Below are 18,858 nucleotides of genomic sequence, written 5' to 3'. Positions count from 1 at the left end.
TACTTTAGTGGGCTGAATTGCGTGGGCTGCTTGATTGTTGCTACAGTTGCGGGGCGTGCCGGGGGTCCGGCGCGTCCCGTTTTTATTTGACCATGAGGCGGCATGCGGTCGCGCGCGTGCGGACACCACGCCCAGACCGAGCGCGAGGATGCCCTATGGCCCATCATGCCGTTATTGAAATCGAAAATATGCCCGATAGCCCTGTAGCCCGCGAAGACCTGGGTGCCGGCGGTGCCTCTCGCGGTGCCGGTGCGCGCTCGCCGCTGTTCTGGAAGGTATTGCTGCTTTCGATAGCGGTCATCTGGGGTTATTCCTTTACCACCATGAAGGACGCGCTCGATACCATTCCGGTGTTCGAGCTGCTCTACATTCGCTTTCTTCCGGCGTCGCTGGTCATGCTTGCCGTCTTCCACAAGCGCATTGTTGCCCATTTCAACGCTCGAAATCTGATTGTTGGACTTGGCATGGGCGCGCTCATGTGGGGTGCCTACGGTTTGCAGACGATTGGCCTGGCGCAGACCACGGCAGGCAAAAGCGCGTTTTTGACGGGCACGTACTGTATCTTGGTTCCGTTTGCGAGCTATGTCCTAAGCGGCGAAAAACTTACCCGTTACAACTTGGGCGCCGCGTTGCTGTGTCTGGCGGGCATTGGCTTGGTGGCGCTTGATAGCGTCGAGTTCAATGCCGGCGATGTTATTACGCTGGGCGGCGCGGTCTTCTTTGCCATCCAGATGGCGGTGGCCGCTAAGTACGGTCGCAAGATGGACATCAACGTCATCACGTTTTGGATGTTTGCGGGCAACGGTGTGCTGTGCCTGATCTCTTCGCTGCCGTTCGAGACCCAGGCGCCTTTATCCGTGTGGACGCCGAGCTTTATTGGCGTGATGGCATTTCTCTCGGTAGGCTGCACATGCGTGGGTTTGCTCATCCAAAACGTGGGCTTGGCGCATGTCCCGGCCTCGACGGGCTCACTACTGCTTTCGATGGAGTCGCCATCGGGCGTGCTGTTCTCGGTGCTGCTGATGGGGGAGGTGCTCACCTCGCGTTTGCTTGCCGGCTTTGCGCTCATCTTCCTGTCGATTATCTTGAGCGAGACGCACTTTGACTTTTTGCGTAACTCTCCGTTAGACCAGCGTTGACGTAATAATGTCCCGTCCCCGCCCTAAGATGAATGTCGCCAAACATCAACATCGAAGAGACGGGGACGGGATGCTGGACATCATACTCCATGAGATGGAGGGGCTCTCCCTCGGGGAGAAGCGTGATCTCATCTGTGCCACGAAGGCGGCGGTCGCGCGCGAGCTTGGCAAGCAGGCAGATGGCGCGACGCCCAGATCATGCCCCCGGTGCGGCTCTTCCTCCTTCATCAGGAAAGGGCACAATGCCGACGGCTCCCAGCGCTGGCTCTGCAAGGGGTGCGGGAGGACATTCTCGTCCAAGAGCAGGGGCCTGCTCGCCGCCTCGAAGCTCGATGCCACGACCTGGGCGCTCTTCGTGGAAGCAACGCTTTCGGGCTCAAGCCTGAGGCAGTGCGCGAAGACGTGCCATGTGTGCCTCAGGACCTCCTGGTTCATGCGCATGAGACTCTGCGAGGTTATGGAGCGCTCGCTTCTCGCCTTCAGGACCGGACCTTCGGTCTCCTGGCAGGTAGACGGCGCCTACCTCGACGAGTCCCTCACGGGAAACAGGGCAAGGAGTGCTGCCAAGATGCCGAGGAAGCCCCACAAGCACGGCGGCGCCGTCCATGCGCGCGGCATCTCCAACCTCAAGGTCTGCGTCATCTGCGGAGCCAATGATGCCGGAGACGAGCTCTGCCGCGTGGCCGACAGGGGAAGGCCGAAGGATGAGGCCCTGAGAGACGCCATCAAGGGTCTCGGTCCTGGCACCTGGGTGGCGACCGACGCCCATCAGGGCTACAAGCGCGTGCTTCCCGCCCTCGGCATCACCGAGCATGCCGCCACCGACACGCGCCTGCAGAAGGACGGCGAGCTTGGCATGGTCAACGCGATGCACCAGAGGCTGCGCATCTTCCTTGCCCCATTCCACGGCGTATCCACCAAGTGGCTGGACCGCTACCTCTCCTGGTTCCTTTGGCTCGAGCAGGCAAGGCGCTCGGACGCAGACGGGCTTCAGACGCTTTCCGGCCAGAGCGCCTGCGGCTTCTACGAGCATACGAGGCGCCAGATGATCGATCGTCCCCAGCCCTTCTGGGACTATTGGCAACGGCAGGGAGCGGCTACGTCAATGCTGGTCTAACAGAGAGTTCTTTGTAAACGGTCATGCAATAAACTGCTGTCCATGCCAGAAAGATGTACACGCATCCATAGACATTCAGCGCAGTGCCCGTCACAGACGCTCAGCACCCATTGCAGCTATGAGCTGCGCCTTTGCAGATTGCAGGGGCTATGGCCATGTTCTTGGACAGCGTTTCAGCAAGCCAGCGAAGATATCCTCTCGATTCCGTAAACGGCATACGATGCTCCGCCGCAGGTTCGCAGAAAAGTCTCCGGCAGCAAAGAAGGCCCGCACAGATGGCGGGCCTTCGCTTCCTATCTCTTCTTCTGTCCAGGCAAAAGGGTGTCTGGCTCATCGCTGCCGGATGGTCCCTGATCCCGTGCCTTCTTCTTGAGCTTTGCCTTCTTGCGGAAACGGTAGACAACGATATCGAGGACAAGGGCAGCGGCGGCAACGACCACGATGAGGATAGCCCATTCACGGGCACCCCAGTGCCTGTTCTGAAGCATTGATGCTTCCTGTGCTTCCTCCTGCGAATAGTCGGTCCTCACGCAGTGGACCAGAAGCCGATGGTCATTCACGCCGTAGGGCGTGCAGGTGACAAGCGTCAGGAGATCCTGACCTGGCTGGATGGCAAGAGACTCTGTCTCGTCTGGCCAGACCACCTCCGAAGAGGTGACACGGTAGGCCAGGATGTCTCCCATCGTATGCAGCAGGACGATGTCGCCTTCCTCGAGCTCGTGGATATCATCGAACATTCTGAGGTTCCGCATGCCGGAATGTGCCGTGAGGACCGCATGCGTCGATGTGCCCCCGACAGGCAGGCTCGAACCTTCAAGATGTCCCACACCTGCCATCAGGGCTGCATCGGAGGTGCCGTGATAGATCGGCATGCTGACATTGATGGAAGGAATCTCGATCCAGCTCATCATGGGGTCGTTCTCATAGGTGAGCTGCTGACCATAGGAAACGATATCCTCTTCGAGTATCGAGGGCTCATCTCCGGCAAGCACGGCATTGTAGCTCTGTGCCTGCTGGAGATACCACTGCTTCTGGTCAGCAGGAAGCGCATCGACCTCGGCTGTGACCTTCGAGATCGTAGCACCAACGCCCTGGCTTTCGAAGTAATCGACCACCCACGGCCACACAAGAAGGCCGACACCGAAAAGGATCACCAGAGCCGTGATGAGCCGGTCTGCCCAGCGCGGCAGCCTGCGCCTTGCTTTCTTCTTTCTTCCCTCACCTTTTCCCAAACGATCTCACCTTCTCAAAGAACAGGCCCCGTACAAGCGGGGCCTGCCAGAGCATGAATGACGTGCAGGGCAGATGCTACTCAGCGCTGTTCTCGTCACGCTTGCGGGAACGCACAAGGTGCGTGATACCGAAGGCAAGGACGACACCGCCGGCAACCCAGGTAAGGGTCACGCCCGCCTGGCCGGTAAGGGGCAGGCTCATGCCCGCCTTGTCCTTGACGGTGACGGTGACGGCGTTATCGCTGCCCACCGAGGCGTCGGCAGCGGTGGCGTTCGTGGTGCTCGCACCGACCTTGGTGAGTGCGCCATTCTCGTAGGTAGCCGTAATCGAGAAATCGAAGCTCGGTACCGTGTTGTAGCCATCCGGAGCCTGAGTTTCGACCACCGTGTAGGTGCCCACATCGAGGCCAGACACGGAAATGGAGCCGTCGTCACTCGTCGTGAATACGTGAGCGTCGGTACCCAGGGTACCATCTGCCTGCACGTACTGCGTCTGCGTACCGGCGCCCTCATCGGGATTCTTCGCCTGGATGGTGAACTTCGCGCCGGAAAGCTTCGTGCTCTGCTGCGAGCTGTCGACCTTCACCAGATTGAGCTTGTAGGTGTAGTCGCGCACGCTCGATGGCGTAGTATCGCCCTTGCTGTCGGTACCGGGGTTGTTGGAATAGGTGAGCGTGACGGAGTTGTCGTTGTAGTCGCTGGCCACCTTGTACGCCTTGTCCTTATCGAGCTTGGCGTTATAGGTCACATACACATGGGTGGTTGTATTCACCGGAATCGTTGTATTGGGGTCATCCTTCTCTTTCAGGTTCTTGAGGTCGGTGAACTCCACACCGAGCGTGCTCGTGCTGTCGGTGTTGGACGCAAGCGACGTCTTGTATGAAGTTGACGCGACCGCATACTCCGTCCCGTCCGTTTTCACCGTGACCTCAACAGACGTGCTATCAGCAGTAAGGCCGGCGGAAAGGGTATCGGTGAACTTGTAGTAGTAGGTGGTGTAGCTGGGCAGTGCGTCGGCGACCGTGCCGGTCAGACGATACTGCAGGTTCTGGCCTACCTGTGAATCGGCGACGTTGCTCCATTCGGCGCCCGTCGCGTCGTTCTTCACTTCCTTGGTCACCGTGGGAAGGTCGGTCTTGGGCGAAATGGTGAGGGCGCTGCCGCCTACCACTGCGTAGATGGGAGCGGTGCCCACCTGGTTGACCTTGGATGCGGAGTCCGTATTGGCGGTCGATGTTGTGTCAGTCAGGAAGAGCCAGTAGCCTGCGGAGAGGTTTTGCGCCACACCGATCATGAGCGTCGTCGGGGTCAGGTTCGTGTCAGCACGCAGGGCGTTAGCGATATTGGAATAGAGCTTTCCGCTCTCGATGATCGTGCTCGTGCCAGAGCTTCCTTCCGCAGGAAGATGCGTCGCCAGGTAGTCTGCGGCTTCCTGGGCCTTCGTTCCCATATAGGAGCTGTCGAGCGCTTTGATCTGGGCATTGACCACGGTTGCGACCTCATCGCTTGCCCAGGCGATATTCGAGGCGGTCTTCGATGTCCCGTTTTGCACGACATCGGCCTTGAAGATCTGATAGCCGATCGTCGTCGTGGTATCGGAGGTGTTGTTAGCGTTCTTCTCGATGGTCACAGAGCCCGTCTTGCTAGCCGCGGTCGTCGTGGTGTCACTCGCAGAAGTGCTTGTGTCGTCTGCCAGTGCGATCGTGACCGGTGCTGCCACGCCCCCCATCGTCAACGCAAAGCTCAGGCCTGCTGCTATGGCCTTGGCGGCAATGCGTGTGTGCTGCTTCATAGTGTCCTCCATTTATTTCGTACACGAATCTACGTCTGTCTGCAATCGCAGGATGTTTGCTGCATTCCGCGTCCGTACCTAGTGCTTGTCTCCCCCTCTTCTTCTGAGAACGCCTGCCGCTATCAGAATGGCTGCTCCTAGGACCACAAGCCCCAGAGCAAGGCCAGAAGGGTTCAGATCGCTCATGTCGGGAAGACCAAGCTTCTCGAGAATGGAAGTCTCTTCATGTGCATTGGGCACCGATACCGTAGCTATGCCGCTCGCGCTATCGAAGCCAGACGCTTTGAGCGGAGATTCAGCAGAAAGCTCAGCTGCAGCTGAGTTCCCCGTAGCAGGGCCAGACACAATCTGGTTCGGCTCATAAGGAACCGCTAGCGTGATGGTCCGCGTCCCCGCAAATGCCTGGTATCCAGACGGTGCCGAGACTTCCTCCACTATGAAGGTGCCTGCATCGACACCTCTGGCAGAGATTGTACCGTCACTCCCTGTCGTGACCGTCGTCTCATCAGAAGACCAGGTACCATCCGGGGTCAGATAGCGTCCCTTGTCGTCTCTGATCCTCAGCACCGCTCCGGACAGCGGCGTGCCCCCGTCTGCATCGCGCTTCGTGAGGGTGAGGTTCCAGCTATAGGCAACCGCCTTGGATTCCTGTGTAGTGGTTGTCTCAGTCGAATAGGTCGACTTTGGATAGATGAGCGTGACAGTGTTCACGTTGCCGTTCCCCATGCCGGTCCCGAGAGATGCACTCAGGGGCGCATCATAGACAACGACAACCTGCACTCCTTGGGAGGCATCGATTGCATGGGCCTTGATAGCCTCCATCAGATCGAGCGCAACCTTGAAGCTTCCGCCATCTGCTGCGGGCGTATAGGTATATGCATATTCCTCATCATCGAGCTCTGTCCAGCCTTGGGAAACCTCAAGGCCTGCCTCCCACACATCTTCAGCTGCAAGAGCAATATAGACATGGATATCGGAAGGCTCGGCAAGGCCAGCACCAAGCGTGTCATCGAAGACGATCTTGTAGGAGGTGTAGCTCGAGAGAATGGAAGGCACTGTCGCATCGAGACGCCAGTAAAGGTCGTCTCCTGCCGTGGCATCTGCCTGCTTCTGCCAGGTATCGTTCGAGTCCTCGAGCACCTGCTTTTCCACCGTCGGCACGCCGGACTTGGCAGCAACCGTCACATCGGAGCCGCCGACCACCACAAGGATGGCAGAAGTACCAGACTGGTCCTGGCCGACGCTCGAATCTTTGCTCATGACAATCCAGTAGCCTGCGCTCAAAGGCTTGGACACGCCTGCTTCAAGGGCCTCCCCACCAGCTGATGTCTGCATAAGGGCCGAAGCGATTGCGTTGGGAACAGAGCCCTGGGCAGCAGCAGAGCCGCTCTGGACATTGTTTCTGATCCATTCAGCAGCATCGTCTGCATCTGCGATGCTCTCGACGTTTACAGACGGATTGACGCTCTTGATTGCCTCGGGGACAACCGAGGCGACTGTGTCGGTTGCCCACGCGATGTTCGCGACAGTCTTCGTGCCATTCGAGCCATCTGCCACATCGGCAGCGAAGATCTGGTAGGCGACAAATTCAGTCGATGAGCCATCGGCAGCATTGACGGTCAGATTTCCGGCACCCGATGCATATGCACGGCCAGGCATAGCGAGAAGGAGCGCGAACGCTGTGATGGCAGCGAGGACGAGGCAGTGCTTGATAGCAGAGAAGTTGTTCTTCCTAGTCACGGCCATCACCACCCTTCGCAGAAGCATTGCGGCGGATGTGCATCCAGACTGCCGCGCCAGCAAGCACGGCAATGCCTGCAAGGTAGGACGGTCCCACTCCATCAGATCCGGTAAGAGGAAGCGAAGACATGCTGCGCGTGTTGGTGAAGCTTGCCTGAGACGTTTCATCCTTTGCAATCGTGCCTGACGCATTCTCGAATGTTGTGGTGTAGCTATCGTTCGACTCCTCGGTCACTTCATAGGTAGCACCTGCCGGCAGATCCGATGCGGTTTTAGTCTGGCCGTCAGCAAGCGTGAAGTTTGCCACTCCGTTGGAGAATTCCATGCCGCCGTATGTGCCCGTGAGGGTTGCACCCGATCCGCCGAGCTTCACCGTAAAGGTGAAATTCTTCGTGGAGTTCACTTCGCCCTCCACATGCTTGGTTACCGAGAGGGTGCCAACCTGTACTGTATTGGTGACAGCGACGGTCGCATCGGCCGAAAGCGTGCCTGAAGGGACAGCCTGCGCTCCGTTGTATGTGACGTCGTACTTCAGGGCATTGTCCTCATCGCTCGTGGCCTCTTCCACCGTATAGCTGCTGCCGGAGGGGATGCCCACGATCGTGATCTGCTGGCCGCTGCTCAGGCTGACCGGCCCCTCGCCGTTGGCGTCGAACGTGATCGTGCCATTTGCAGGAGCTGTGGCAGAAGAGCCTGACACCGAGCCACCGGTATAGGCATACGTGCCGGAGAGCGGCTTTCCGTCCGCACCCTTCAGCGTGACCGTGAAGGCAAAGGTCTGCGAAGCATCTGCCGCCTGGCCCGAGACAGTCTTGCTCACCGTAAGCTTGTAGAGGCGGGTGTTGGTGAAGGCAGCCGTAGCGGTCGCGTCCTTCACAATCGCGCCCGTATCGACAGTCTTGTCAGGCGAGTAGTCTGCATTTTCGGTTTCTGTAACCGTATAGGTCGTCCCTGCAGGCAGATGCTCGGCCGTTGCAGATTCGCCGTTCTTCAAAGTGACAGTCGCCACGCCGTTCGTGAACGCCATATCCCCGTATTGCCCGTTGATGGCAGTGTTGCCCAGCGTGACCGTGAAAGAGAACGAAGCTGCGGAGCCCGTCTCCCCTTCTACCGACTTAGAGACAGTGAGGCTGCCCTCCTTTGCAGGGATGAGCGTGAGCATGGCACTCACCGGCTTCTGTTTGATGACAGCGCCGATCATGTGCTGGAAATTCTTGCCGTCAGAGGCAGTATAGGTTTCGGGATTGGGCGAGTACTGGCGGTATTCCTGCAGCCAGGTGAGCGTGCTCGATGCCGTAATCTTCATGTCGGTCGATGTTGGCTTGGTCGAGGAGACCAGATAGAACGAAATTCCTGCGGCGATGCTTGTCACTGTTGACCCATTTGCCGTCTGGGCCGTCACGCCATCAGGCAGCGTGAGCGTGTACATGCCGTTGTAGTTCGTGCCTTCGGCGATCTTGAGAGCCCCTGTCTTCCACGTACCCGAACTGGGATCGTAGACAAAGGCCGCATCGCCTGTGATCGACACGTTGGATTCATCGGGTTCGCTGCGCAGAACCTGGTCGGCGGTCGCGTAGTTGAGGAGCTTGACGGCAAGCGCCTTCTGCGTGACCTCGCTGCTATCCGACTTGAGCGTGTTGTATTCGATGCCGTAGTCGCCGAGCGCCGCCCAGATGGCATACTGGGTGGCCTCGTAGGCCTGTGCCTCGGTGACGTAGTACTCGCCCGAGTGAAGCGCGTCATACATGCCGAGCGGCGTGGTGTTGTACGAGTCCGACCAGGCAAGGCACAGCGCCGCTTGATAGAACGGCATCGACTGGATCTGGGCTGCCGTGAGGCCAGAAGTGCTCGTCGTATTTCTGAGGCTCATCATGATGACCTGCTGGATGAATTCGCTCAGCCTGTTAAGGTGATCGGTGTTCTTGTTCGTGTAGTCATCGTAGGAAAATACTTCGTTGCCGATGGTGCTAGGGAAATCGGTGCGCAGGACATCAGGCACCGTAAGCATTGCATTGAACTGGTCCTCGGTGATGCCGGTGGCCTTATCAACGATCTGATACATGTTCAAGCCGTTATAGGGATAGCCAGCATAGAGAATAGCGAGAAGCTTGTTCATGCACGCTTCGTAGTCTTCCGGGGACTTGAATTTATCCGGCGTCAGATAGCCTTGGATGTAGGAAGGCACGGTCGGAATGGTCGGCGCGGTATGCGGCCAGTGCGACGAGTTGTTCATGCAGTAGAGGATGATGCGGCCATTGGCGCTTTCTGAATCCACAACATAATGAATCTCGGTAGCTGTGTCGTATTTGATTTCGATGCCGCCTGTCGCCGTCAAGGGCGATGCCAGAATCTGTGCAGCAAGTGTCGTGGCAGCATTATCAGAACTGCTCTGCTCGCCAGCAGAAGAGCTTGAGCTCCCAGGGTCTTCAGAAGCGCTCGAAGAGGACGACGTATCAGAAGATGCTGAAGAGGAAGAAGGGCTGGCACCTGCCGTTTCTGATGCAGACGAAGTGCCTGCGGCTGCTTTGGCAGACGTGCTGCCTGTGGAGCTGCCGGCAGTCCCTGCACTATCGTCTGCGGATGGCGTGACGGTGGCATCTGCCGATGCCGCAGTCTCCGCTGCGCTTTCCTCGCCCGCAAAGGTACGTATAGGCACCAGGAACAATGCCAGAACAATGGCGCACATTGCTGCAATAAGAGCAGTGCCGCTCCCTCTCCCCAATTTCATCTATCCGCCCTAATCTGTGCCTATCGCTATCCCTTAGTTTTGAGAACTATTTAGTAGCGCTTATCGTTATGAATACTCCTACAATCAAGCTCGGAATTGTGCGGACCGCAGCTGCTATTCATGCTGTCTCTACAAATATTGGCAAAACTGTCAGTTATTTTCAGGTGTCTGAGTCCGTTTCTTCCTACGGGACAGCTCCACGAACTCGGCAGGTATAGAATCCTGAAAGAATCTGGGCAACACCTTTTCTGAAACTCTCCGTTAGACCAGCGTTGACGTAATAATGTCCCGTCCCCGCCCTAAGATGAATGTCGCCAAACATCAACATCGAAGAGACGGGGACGGGATGCTGGACATCATACTCCATGAGATGGAGGGGCTCTCCCTCGGGGAGAAGCGTGATCTCATCTGTGCCACGAAGGCGGCGGTCGCGCGCGAGCTTGGCAAGCAGGCAGATGGCGCGACGCCCAGATCATGCCCCCGGTGCGGCTCTTCCTCCTTCATCAGGAAAGGGCACAATGCCGACGGCTCCCAGCGCTGGCTCTGCAAGGGGTGCGGGAGGACATTCTCGTCCAAGAGCAGGGGCCTGCTCGCCGCCTCGAAGCTCGATGCCACGACCTGGGCGCTCTTCGTGGAAGCAACGCTTTCGGGCTCAAGCCTGAGGCAGTGCGCGAAGACGTGCCATGTGTGCCTCAGGACCTCCTGGTTCATGCGCATGAGACTCTGCGAGGTTATGGAGCGCTCGCTTCTCGCCTTCAGGACCGGACCTTCGGTCTCCTGGCAGGTAGACGGCGCCTACCTCGACGAGTCCCTCACGGGAAACAGGGCAAGGAGTGCTGCCAAGATGCCGAGGAAGCCCCACAAGCACGGCGGCGCCGTCCATGCGCGCGGCATCTCCAACCTCAAGGTCTGCGTCATCTGCGGAGCCAATGATGCCGGAGACGAGCTCTGCCGCGTGGCCGACAGGGGAAGGCCGAAGGATGAGGCCCTGAGAGACGCCATCAAGGGTCTCGGTACTGGCGCCTGGGTGGCGACCGACGCCCATCAGGGCTACAAGCGCGTGCTTCCCGCCCTCGGCATCACCGAGCATGCCGCCACCGACACGCGCCTGCAGAAGGACGGCGAGCTTGGCATGGTCAACGCGATGCACCAGAGGCTGCGCATCTTCCTTGCCCCATTCCACGGCGTATCCACCAAGTGGCTGGACCACTACCTCTCCTGGTTCCTTTGGCTCGAGCAGGCAAGGCGCTCGGACGCAGACGGGCTTCAGACGCTTTCCGGCCAGAGCGCCTGCGGCTTCTACGAGCATACGAGGCGCCAGATGATCGATCGTCCCCAGCCCTTCTGGGACTATTGGCAACGGCAGGGAGCGGCTACGTCAATGCTGGTCTAACAGAGAGTTGCGTAAAAAGCCGCGAGCGCGTTTGTAAACAATCTGTTGCGCCGTCCTTCTGGGGCGGCGTTTTTTATGCGTCGCCTTTAAAGTTATGCCTTGCACTTTAGAGTATGAAAGTGCTTGCTGCTAAAACTTTACTGGAGGGCATCTATGGCACCAGCTCTGTCCGATTTCCAACCACAACCAGCGCTTCAGACCTCAGCGGTGGCGCAAGCCGCCATTGGTGACGGTCTGGTCAAAGAGGCTCAGGCTTTTGCCGATGAGCTTGCCGCATGGCGTCACGATCTGCATCGGATGCCCGAACTCGGTAACGACCTCCCACAGACCTCTGCGTATATCCAAGCGCGCCTGAACGAGATGGACATCCCATTTTCCACGCTCGTCGATGGTTCCTGCGTTGTGGGCCTTGTCGGTGCCGGTGCCGCCGCGGCCCAGGGCAATGGCGTCTGCACGGACGAACAGGCCGGTACGGTCGTTATGCTGCGCGGCGACATGGATGCCCTGCCCGTTGTCGAGGAATCCGGCGAGCCCTTTGCATCTACCAATGGCTGCATGCATGCTTGCGGTCACGATATGCACGCGACGGCGCTGCTTGGTGCGGCGCGCCTGCTCAAGGCTCGCGAGGCCGCGCTTGTCGACGCCAATGCCACCGTCAAGCTGTTGTTCCAGCCGGGCGAGGAGACCTTTGAGGGGGCACGTGCTGCCATCGCCGACGGCTTGCTCGAGAACCCGCGTCCTCAGGCGGCTTTTGCCATGCATGTCAACAGCCAGTCGCCGCTTGGCCTGGTGCTCTACGGCAGCCCGGCGCTTTCGGGCGTGTACGGTTTCCGCATCACGCTGCAGGGCAAGGGCGGCCACGGTTCGAGCCCCGAGATCTGCATCGACCCCATCACGGCAGGCGTGCATGTGCACCTGGCGCTCCAGGAGCTTATCGCTCGCGAGGTGCCGGCGGCCAAGGAGGTCGCGCTCACCGTGGGTAAGTTTGCCGGCGGCCAAGCGGCCAATGTGATTCCCGACACCTGCGTGCTCGAGGGAACATTGCGCGGCTTTGACGTTGAGCTCATGGAGCACCTCAAGACCCGCATCGCGGAGGTCGTCAAAGGCGTTGCCACGACTTATCGTACGCCGGCGACTATCGAGACGCTCTCGGATGTTCCCCCGCTCGTGCTCGATGACGATATGACCCAGGCTTCGCTTGGCTATGTGGGTGCGACGTTGCCCAAGGCCGCCTTCCTGCCGCTGTTCCATGCCATGGCGAGCGAGGACTTTGCGCTTATCTCGAGCGAGATACCGAGCGCGTACTTTACGTTCGGTGCGGCTGTGACCGATACGGACGAGCACTTTGCCCAGCACCATCCCAAGGCACGCTTTAGCGATGCCGAGTTGCCGCTCGGCGCCGCGGCTTATGCGGCGGTCGCCCTGGGCTATATCGCCGACCACAAGGAGTAATCCATGTCCCAGCAGCATAAATTCTTCCCCGGTTGGCTTGTCGTGGCTTCCGGCTTTGTCATCATGGCCACGTGTTACACGATTTTCGTTAACTGCATGAGCCTGTTTCAGCCGCTTATCGTGAGCGACTTGGGCATTTCCCTTGCTCAGTACAACATCTCCAACGCCATCTCAACCGTGGTGAGCGTTGTCGGCTCGCTTGTCATTGGCCATGTTGCCGACAAAGTGAGCGGTCGCATCTTGGGTTCCCTTACCGTTATCGCCACCTCTGCCGTTCTTGCCGGGATGAGCTTTGTCGGTGAGCTGTGGCAGGTCTACGTGCTCTTTGCCGTCTCGGGCTGCTTTGCCGTCGCCTCGACCCGCCTGCTCATTAGCCTTGTGACCGCCAACTGGTTTACGGCCAAGCGAGGTCTTGCGATCTCCATAGCACTTTCGGGCTCGGGCTTTGGAGGCGCTGTTCTGTCTCCCACCGTGAGCTCGCTTATCGTGAGCGTTGGCTGGCGTTCCGCCTTCCTGGTGCTCGCGGCTATCTGCATGGTGGCGGCGCTGCCCATCACGGCCTATTCCTTCCGCACCAAGCCTTCTGAGATAGGCCTTAAGCCGCTCGGCGAGAACCCGGGCGATCCGTCCGTCTCGACAGCTGGCGACAAGGACGAGCACACGGCTCCCGAGGTTAACGTCGGTTGGTCTCTCATCAAGAAGAGCCCGGCGTTTTGGCTGCTTGTCGTCGCCTTTCTCTTTATGGGCCTCGTTAACGGTGCCATCTTGCCCAACCAGGTCACCAACATGACGAGCGTTACCGTCAACGGCGCCAAGATTGTCACGGGCGGTCACGATCCCGTGTGGGCGGGCACTGTGCTTTCGGCCTATATGGTCACCGTCGTTATCGCCAAGATTTCGCTCGGCGTCATTTACGATCGCTTTGGCCTACGTTTTGGCAACGTGTTGGGATCCGTTGCGTGCATTATCGCCTGCGTCGCCCTGTGCTTCCCCGCGACCGATCTTGGTCCCATCGTGGCTGCCGTGAGCTTTGGTGTCGGAACGTGCATGGGCACCATCACGCCCACTATCGCCGCGTCCAAGCAGTTTGGCATGGCCGATCTGGGCAAGGTCACGGGCGCCATTACCTCGCTCGAGATGGTCGGCGGCACCGTGGGTGCCATTGTCTCGGGCGTGCTGTTCGATGCCACGGGCTCCTTTGCGAGCACCTGGATCGTGTGCCTGGTGTGTTCTGTGGTCATGCTCGTATTCCTGCTGACATCCGAGCCTATCGCCGCTAAGCTGCGTGCGAGCGTGGCGGGGGAGTAGACGTCCGTCGCTCTTTTCTGTTCGCCCCGTGTTCTGTCCGTGGCCGCCTTGGAAGCCGAATGGATGCTCGTACCATCATTCGGTTTCCAAGGCGGCCACGGGCATACAAAATGATCCGTTTTCCTCTGTCCCCAACAGATCGTGTGATTCGAAGGGGGCGGAGGAAAGCGGATCGGCTGCAGCGGCGGCACGTCTGGCCGAACGAGCTCCCATACCCTCGTTCGGTCAGACGCGTCGCCGCGTTTTGTTTTTGTGCCGTATAATGACCACTACCTATGACGCGATACTAAAAGAAAGGTGTTTGCCCATGCAGGCACAGAAGGCGGAGGGAACCCGCGACCTTATCGGCGCCGAGATGCGCGCCTGGCAAAAGATGCAGCGGATCGCTGCCGGCGTGTTCGAGCCGTTTGGCTTTAAGCCCATCGAGACGCCCGCGATCGAGCAGGTGGACGTGTTTGTCCACGGCATCGGCCAGTCGACCGATGTCGTGCGCAAGGAGATGTTCCGCGTGTTTAGCGGCGCCAACCTGGAACGTGTCTTTACCGAGGGCACCGATGCCAAGCTCAAGCCCAAACAGCGCTTGGCGCTTCGTCCCGAGGGCACTGCCGGCGTGGTGCGCGCCGTCGTGGAGAACAACCTGGTGCCCCAGGGCTCCACGCCGTTTAAGGCCTACTATGCCGAGGCCATGTTCCGCGGCGAGCGCCCCCAGAAGGGCCGCCTGCGTCAGTTCCATCAGGTGGGCATCGAGTGGCTCGGTGCTCCCGATCCGGCTGCGGACGCCGAGTGCATCATTATGCTCATGGAGTTCTACAAGCGTCTGGGCTTCGATCTTTCCAAGCTCCGTCTGCTCATTAACTCGATGGGTGATGCCCAGTGCCGTCCGGCCTATCGCGAGCAGGTCAAGCAGTTCATTCTCGATCACGCCGACGAGATGTGCGATGAGTGCCGCGAGCGCGCCGAGCTCAACCCGCTGCGCGCCTTCGACTGCAAGAACGACCATTGCCGCGAGATCATGGCCGAGGCCCCGCTGATGGGTGACAACCTGTGCGACGAGTGCCGCGAGCACTACGAGCAGGTCAAGCGCTATCTGGATGCCGCCGGCATCGAGTATGTCGAGGATCCCACCCTGGTGCGCGGCCTGGACTACTACACCCGTACCGTCTTTGAGGTCGAGGCCCCCGGCGCCGGCGTCGGCTCCATCGGTGGCGGCGGCCGCTACGACGGCCTGGTCGAGCTCGAGGGCGGCAAGCCCACGGCCGGTGTCGGCTTCGCCGTCGGTTTTGAGCGCGCCCTGCTGGCCCTGCAGGCCTTTGGCAGCGACCTGGGTGCCGATGAGGCTCCGTGTGTCTACGTTGCCAACGCCGGCAAGGAACTGCGTCAGAACGTTTTTGCCATTACGCAGAAGCTTCGCGCCGCAGGCATCGTGACCGAGGCAGACTATCAGGGTCGTTCGCTCAAGGCTCAGTTTAAGCAGGCCGACAAGGTGGGCGCCAAGCTCATTTTGGTTTTGGGCGGCGACGAGCTTGCCGCCGGCAAGGTCAAGGTGCGCGACATGCAGAGCCATGACGAGGTACTGGTCGATTTGTCCAACGTGGTCGAGGCGGTTCGCGAGCGTCTGTAGCGCATCATTTTGAGCTGCGGGTCCGCTAACGCGTCCCGCTCGCGGCGAACGATTGTTACGGGGGTGTTTCGCTTTTATGCGGAATGTCCCCGTTTGCATATGCCGCCCACCGAGAAATACGACCATTTGGGGTAAAAAGCCTTGCAATGCAGAAAATACTTTTGTGTGGTAAAGCGCAATCAGTGTCGAAAGTGTTTCTCAAGTGCCTATAATGAATACCGCATGTTACGTGCATAGAAGGAGGAATGGGAGGAAACGTGGCTGAGAACCTAAGCAACCAGTCTGTACCCGAAGCCGCGGCGCGCGTCGCTGCCGTGGTCAACCGCCTCGTTAACCGAATCGGCTCGAATGCCGAGTCCAGGGAGCGTCTCGCCGAGATTGAGATTCCCGAGGAGCTGCGCGACAACCTTGCGCTGTTCCTGCGCCTGGAGCGCCGTGTGCTTAGCGAGTATGATCCCGAGATCGCGGACCTGTTCGACAAGATTCTGTCGGCCGAGATCGTGGCCAATGCCGGCAACCCCGGTAGCCGTGCCGCCGACGAGGCCGTCGACGAGCAGGGCGTGCCCACCGCCGACGAGCCCACTGCTGTGGCGTTTCGCGAGGTCGTCGATTTGATCGACAGCCTGCCGCTCGATAAGCAGCAGGTTATCGTCCGCGCCTTTACGAGCTTCTTCCATCTGGCAAACCTGTCGGAGGAGAACTACCGTGTGAAGCAGCTGCGCGAGCGTGAGGCCGGCGCATCGACCGATACCGAGGTCGATCCCGCCAACGAACTCACCGTCGCCTATCACCAGCTGGTGGATGAGATGGGTGTCGAGGGCGCCAACGAGCTGCTCGGCAAGCTTGAGTTCCATCCCGTCTTTACCGCGCATCCCACCGAGGCCCGTCGCAAGGCCGTCGAGGGCAAGATTCGCCGTATCTCTAACCTGCTGGAGGAGCGTCCGCGTCTGGGCGGCTCCGACCTGGTGGAGAACGAGCGCCATATGCTGCAGGAGATCGACGCCCTGGTGCGTACGAGCCCCATCGCGCTCAAGAAGCCCACGCCGGTCGAGGAAGCCGATACCATCATCGACATCTTCGATAACACGCTGTTCGACGTCATCCCCGTCATCTATCGTCGCTTTGACGACTGGGTGCTGGGTGACAAGGCCGGTACCGTGCCGCCGCTGTGCCCGGCGTTCTTCCATCCCGGCAGCTGGATCGGTTCCGACCGCGACGGTAACCCCAACGTTACCGCCAAGGTGAGCCGTGAGGTCGCCGCCAAGTACTTCACCCACATGGTGCTCAAGCTCGAGGACAAGTGCCGCCGCATCGGCCGCAACCTCACGCTCGAGGCCACCTACAGCAAGCCGTCTGCCGAGCTCATCAACCTGTGGAACCATCAGGTCGAGATGAGTGCCCATTACACGGCCCGCGCCGAGCTTATCTCCGAGCACGAGCCGCATCGCGCCGTCATGCTCGTCATGGCCGACCGTCTGAACGCCACCGTACGCCGTATCACCGACACCATGTATCACAGCGCCGACGAGTTCCTGGATGACCTGCGCGTCGTCCAGCGTTCGCTGGCTGCCTGCGGTGCCGTCCGTGCCGCCTACGGCCCGGTGCAGACCATCATCTGGCAGGTCGAGTCCTTCGGCTTCCATATGGTCGAGATGGAGTTCCGTCAGCACTCCGTGGTGCATGCCCGCGCCCTTAAGGATATCCACGAAAACGGTATCCATGGCGACCTGCAGCCCATGACGCGCGAGGTCATCGACACCTTCCGCGCTATCGGCTCCATCCAAAAGCGCTACGGTAAGAAGATGGCACACCGCTACATCATCTCGTTTACCAAGAGTGCCCAGCATGTGGCCGACGTCTTTGAGCTGGCCCACCTGTCCTTCGCACACGAGGAGGACGTTCCCGAGCTCGACGTGATCCCGCTGTTCGAGCAGCTCGAGGACCTCGAGGGCTGCGTCGACGTGCTCGACCAGATGCTTACGCTGCCCGTGGTGCAGAAGCGTCTTGCCCAGACCAACCGCCGCATGGAGGTTATGCTGGGCTACTCCGACTCCTCCAAGGATGCCGGTCCTACCACGGCCATGCTTGCGCTGCACTCCGCGCAGGAGCGCATCGCCAAGTGGGCCGAGAAGAACGATATCGACCTGGTGCTCATGCACGGTCGCGGCGGCGCCGTGGGCCGTGGTGGCGGCCCGGCCAACAAGGCCGTACTGGCGCAGCCCAAGGGTTCGGTCAACTGCTTCTTTAAGCTCACCGAGCAGGGTGAGGTCATCTTTGCCCGTTACGGCAACCGCACGCTGGCTCAGCGCCATGTTGAGTCCGTTGCCGCCGCAACGCTTTTGCAGTCGGCCCCGAGCGTCGAGAAGACCAACACCGAGACCACGCAGAAGTTCTGGGATATGGCCGAGAAACTCAACGCCGCAAGCCACGAGCGCTATCTGGACCTGCTGAACACCGAGGACTTTGCACCGTGGTTCTCGACTGTGACGCCGCTGACCGAGGTCGGTCTGCTGCCGATTGGCTCGCGTCCCGCCAAGCGCGGCTTGGGTGCCAAGTCGCTCGACGACCTGCGTACCATTCCGTGGATTTTCAGCTGGAGCCAGGCACGCATTAACCTGGCCGCTTGGTACGGCCTGGGCACCGCCTGCGAGCAGCTGGGCGATCTTGACCAGCTCAAGGCTGCCTACCAGGAGTGGCCGTTCTTCCGCACATTTATCGATAACATCGAGATGTCGATTGCTAAGACCGATCAGCGCATTGCCAAGATGTATCTGCATCTGGGCGACCGCGATGATCTGTCCAAGAAGGTCTTTACCGAGATGCAGCTCACCCGTAAGTGGGTCCTTGCCATCGTTGGTGACGAGTGGCCGCTGCAGCGTCGTCGCGTGCTCGGCTGTGCCGTTCGCGTGCGTAACCCCTACGTCGACGCCCTGTCCATCGCCCAGGTCCGCGCCCTTCGCGAGGTGCGTATGAACCAGGACGAGATGGCCGAGGAGAAGAAGGCCGAGTACATGAGCCTGATTCTTTCGACTGTGACCGGCGTCTCGGCAGGTCTGCAGAACACGGGGTAATCGATAGCCCTGTGGCTCTCACCGGGGCCCGACGGGTTTCCCTCTGAATGCGTCCTCGCACTTGAAGCCCCCTTATCCTGCTCCTTCGGAGCTGCGGATAAGGGGGCTTCGTGCTGCGGAATGCATTCAGAGGGAAACCCGTCGGGCCCCTTCGTCCTCGGTCTTCTGGAATTAAAGCTGAGGGGAAGAATGGCGCGCTTCGCGCATAGCGTGGAGTGCGGCGAGGGCTTCTTGCGTCCTGCGGAGTGTGCCTAAAAGTAAACTG

At 59.7% G+C, this 18,858-nt stretch carries 11 protein-coding genes; 7 read left to right on the top strand and 4 right to left on the bottom strand.

The features are described 5' to 3' along the window. The first annotated feature begins 155 nt into the window (after positions 1 to 155). Together ACQQ92_RS04590 and ACQQ92_RS04585 are read left to right on the top strand one after the other, a co-directional pair. Positions 156 to 1,139 carry a DMT family transporter gene (locus ACQQ92_RS04590; RefSeq protein WP_427795906.1) on the top strand — a complete coding sequence of 328 codons (984 nt, stop codon included), beginning with the start codon at positions 156 to 158 and terminating at the stop codon, positions 1,137 to 1,139. Between the two features lie 70 nt (positions 1,140 to 1,209). After that, entirely contained in the window at positions 1,210 to 2,256 is a 1,047-nt protein-coding gene (locus ACQQ92_RS04585; RefSeq protein WP_427795905.1) for an IS1595 family transposase, read from the top strand. Between the two features lie 293 nt (positions 2,257 to 2,549). Here ACQQ92_RS04585 and ACQQ92_RS04580 read toward each other — a convergent pair whose 3' ends face one another. The 4 genes from ACQQ92_RS04580 to ACQQ92_RS04565 all read right to left on the bottom strand — a co-directional run bounded on the left by ACQQ92_RS04580 (position 2,550) and on the right by ACQQ92_RS04565 (position 9,748). Next, positions 2,550 to 3,488: a class C sortase gene (locus ACQQ92_RS04580; protein WP_427795904.1), complete on the bottom strand. Its 939-nt coding sequence runs from the start codon at positions 3,486 to 3,488 to the stop codon at positions 2,550 to 2,552. 76 nt (positions 3,489 to 3,564) lie between these two features. Beyond that, a complete protein-coding gene (locus ACQQ92_RS04575; protein ID WP_427795304.1) occupies positions 3,565 to 5,280 on the bottom strand; it encodes a SpaA isopeptide-forming pilin-related protein in 1,716 nt (571 codons plus the stop codon). Between the two features lie 78 nt (positions 5,281 to 5,358). Then, complete coding sequence (locus tag ACQQ92_RS04570; RefSeq protein ID WP_427795903.1) at positions 5,359 to 7,026, bottom strand: SpaA isopeptide-forming pilin-related protein; 1,668 nt, start codon at positions 7,024 to 7,026, stop codon at positions 5,359 to 5,361. Further along, positions 7,013 to 9,748, bottom strand: coding sequence for a DUF7601 domain-containing protein (locus tag ACQQ92_RS04565; protein ID WP_427795307.1), 2,736 nt, complete (start codon positions 9,746 to 9,748; stop codon positions 7,013 to 7,015). Before ACQQ92_RS04565 ends, ACQQ92_RS04570 begins: the two co-directional genes overlap by 14 nt. Before the next feature lie 346 nt (positions 9,749 to 10,094). Here ACQQ92_RS04565 and ACQQ92_RS04560 point away from each other — a divergent pair, with 346 nt between their 5' ends. The 5 genes from ACQQ92_RS04560 to ACQQ92_RS04540 all read left to right on the top strand — a co-directional run bounded on the left by ACQQ92_RS04560 (position 10,095) and on the right by ACQQ92_RS04540 (position 18,593). After that, entirely contained in the window at positions 10,095 to 11,141 is a 1,047-nt protein-coding gene (locus ACQQ92_RS04560) for an IS1595 family transposase (protein WP_427795902.1), read from the top strand. 207 nt (positions 11,142 to 11,348) lie between these two features. Beyond that, entirely contained in the window at positions 11,349 to 12,593 is a 1,245-nt protein-coding gene (locus tag ACQQ92_RS04555; RefSeq protein ID WP_427795901.1) for a M20 family metallopeptidase, read from the top strand. A 3-nt stretch (positions 12,594 to 12,596) separates the two neighbouring features. After that, the gene (locus ACQQ92_RS04550) at positions 12,597 to 13,901 is read left to right on the top strand and encodes an MFS transporter (RefSeq protein WP_427795900.1); all 1,305 of its coding nucleotides are present in this window, start codon (positions 12,597 to 12,599) and stop codon (positions 13,899 to 13,901) included. A 307-nt stretch (positions 13,902 to 14,208) separates the two neighbouring features. Beyond that, on the top strand, positions 14,209 to 15,522 hold the full coding sequence (hisS, locus tag ACQQ92_RS04545) for a histidine--tRNA ligase (protein WP_154517690.1): 1,314 nt from the start codon (positions 14,209 to 14,211) through the stop codon (positions 15,520 to 15,522). Between the two features lie 257 nt (positions 15,523 to 15,779). Further along, complete coding sequence (locus ACQQ92_RS04540) at positions 15,780 to 18,593, top strand: phosphoenolpyruvate carboxylase (protein WP_370450652.1); 2,814 nt, start codon at positions 15,780 to 15,782, stop codon at positions 18,591 to 18,593. Positions 18,594 to 18,858 lie beyond the last annotated feature (265 nt).

This window comes from Collinsella sp. SGI.241 (genome assembly GCF_050312955.1).
Lineage (GTDB): Bacteria > Actinomycetota > Coriobacteriia > Coriobacteriales > Coriobacteriaceae > Collinsella.
Note: the sequence above shows the minus strand (reverse complement) of the source record. Positions and strands in the feature narration are given on the sequence as shown.

Bases quoted from the DNA above. Each gene is read 5' to 3' on its own strand.
- hisS (WP_154517690.1), top strand. From the start codon at position 14,209: ATGCAGGCACAGAAGGCGGAGGGAACCCGCGACCTTATCGGCGCCGAG.
- ACQQ92_RS04585 (WP_427795905.1), top strand. From the start codon at position 1,210: ATGCTGGACATCATACTCCATGAGATGGAGGGGCTCTCCCTCGGGGAG.
- ACQQ92_RS04560 (WP_427795902.1), top strand. From the start codon at position 10,095: ATGCTGGACATCATACTCCATGAGATGGAGGGGCTCTCCCTCGGGGAG.
- ACQQ92_RS04570 (WP_427795903.1), bottom strand. From the start codon at position 7,026: ATGGCCGTGACTAGGAAGAACAACTTCTCTGCTATCAAGCACTGCCTC.
- ACQQ92_RS04565 (WP_427795307.1), bottom strand. From the start codon at position 9,748: ATGAAATTGGGGAGAGGGAGCGGCACTGCTCTTATTGCAGCAATGTGC.
- ACQQ92_RS04550 (WP_427795900.1), top strand. From the start codon at position 12,597: ATGTCCCAGCAGCATAAATTCTTCCCCGGTTGGCTTGTCGTGGCTTCC.
- ACQQ92_RS04575 (WP_427795304.1), bottom strand. From the start codon at position 5,280: ATGAAGCAGCACACACGCATTGCCGCCAAGGCCATAGCAGCAGGCCTG.
- ACQQ92_RS04590 (WP_427795906.1), top strand. From the start codon at position 156: ATGGCCCATCATGCCGTTATTGAAATCGAAAATATGCCCGATAGCCCT.